Genomic DNA, 542 nt, shown 5'->3' on the forward strand with positions numbered 1-542 from the left:
AACAACAATTACTTGGGACGTAACCGATGCTAATGGAAACGCAGCAGTGGCAGTTATCCAAACTGTAACGGTAACCGATAATGAAATTCCTGTAATTGCTTCAAACGGRGATCAAACTATAACTGCTGATGCAGGTATTTGCGGTGCAACSGTAACTGTTTCAGCATCTGCAACAGATAATTGTACRGTTGGAACTCCAACAGGAGTRAGAAGYGATGCAAAATYACTTTCTGATGTTTATCCAGTTGGAACTACAACAATTAAATGGAATGTAAGTGATGCTAATGGAAATGCTGCGGTTGAGGTAACTCAAACTGTAACGGTAACCGATAATGAAATTCCKGTAATTGYTTCAAACGGAGATCAAACTATAACTGCTGATGCAGGTATTTGCGGYGCAACSGTAACTGTTTCAGCATCTGCAACAGAYAATTGTACRGTTGGAACTCCAACAGGAGTAAGAAGCGATGCAAAATYACTTTCTGATGTTTATCCAGTWGGAACWACAACAATTAAATGGAATGTAAGTGATGCTAATGGAA

At 39.5% G+C, this 542-nt stretch carries 1 pseudogene; it reads left to right on the top strand.

Annotated elements, in window-relative coordinates:
* Positions 1-542: pseudogene (locus ASC72_RS07475) on the top strand (hypothetical protein); the annotation flags it as partial.

This window comes from Flavobacterium sp. Root420 (assembly GCF_001427905.1).
In the GTDB taxonomy this organism is placed as follows: Bacteria; Bacteroidota; Bacteroidia; order Flavobacteriales; family Flavobacteriaceae; genus Flavobacterium.